Below are 340 nucleotides of genomic sequence, written 5' to 3'. Positions count from 1 at the left end.
TGATGGGCTACGCCTTGCTGCTCGTTGCCGCAGGCCTGACGTTGTGGTCGATGCTCCAGTATTTGCGCGCTGCCTGGCCTCACCTGCGCACCACCGTTGAAAAGAAATAAAACTTTTTTGAATCAAGGGGTTGACGGGGGTTCTGGATTCTATAGAATGCACACCACCAAGACGCGGGAATAGCTCAGTTGGTAGAGCACGACCTTGCCAAGGTCGGGGTCGCGAGTTCGAGTCTCGTTTCCCGCTCCAAATTTTGATCCACAGACTTCTACTGGGGTCTGTAGGTCATTGAAAAAAGGAGCTTCGGCTCCTTTTTTCATTCCAGCGAGTGCCACGGAAA

Annotated in this window: 1 tRNA gene; it reads left to right on the top strand. The window is 52.6% G+C overall.

From position 1 onward, the window contains the following. The first annotated feature begins 173 nt into the window (after positions 1 to 173). Positions 174 to 249 (top strand) — tRNA-Gly (locus AC3XQU_RS23380). The last annotated feature ends 91 nt before the right edge of the window (positions 250 to 340 follow it).

This window comes from Telluria sp. AZSoR62 (genome assembly GCF_058111565.1).
This window is presented reverse-complemented; position numbering and strand designations above follow the sequence as displayed.